Here is a 228-nt window from a genome sequence, read left to right as displayed (position 1 = left end):
AGAGGCAAAGACAGGAAAATTATGCCCGATCAAACACAACAATTTTCGTTCAAGGTGCTCACCATCAACATTCACAAAGGCTTTACCGCGTTTAACCGACGCTTCATTTTGCCGGAACTTCGCGATGCCGTGCGTACCGTCAGCGCCGATATTGTTTGCCTGCAGGAAGTGATGGGCGCGCACGAAGTTCATCCGCTGCATGTGGAAAACTGGCCCGATACCTCGCAC

The 228-nt window shown here is 51.3% G+C and carries 1 protein-coding gene; it reads left to right on the top strand.

Annotated elements, in window-relative coordinates:
* Nucleotides 1-21: 21 nt before the first annotated feature.
* Nucleotides 22-228 (top strand): endonuclease/exonuclease/phosphatase family protein (locus SB756_RS36385; RefSeq protein WP_410914113.1); only part of this gene is annotated, 207 nt, incomplete at its 3' end.

The organism is Pseudomonas sp. SIMBA_068 (assembly GCF_046534705.1).
Classification (GTDB): domain Bacteria; phylum Pseudomonadota; class Gammaproteobacteria; order Pseudomonadales; family Pseudomonadaceae; genus Aquipseudomonas; species Aquipseudomonas putida.
Note: the sequence above shows the minus strand (reverse complement) of the source record. Positions and strands in the feature narration are given on the sequence as shown.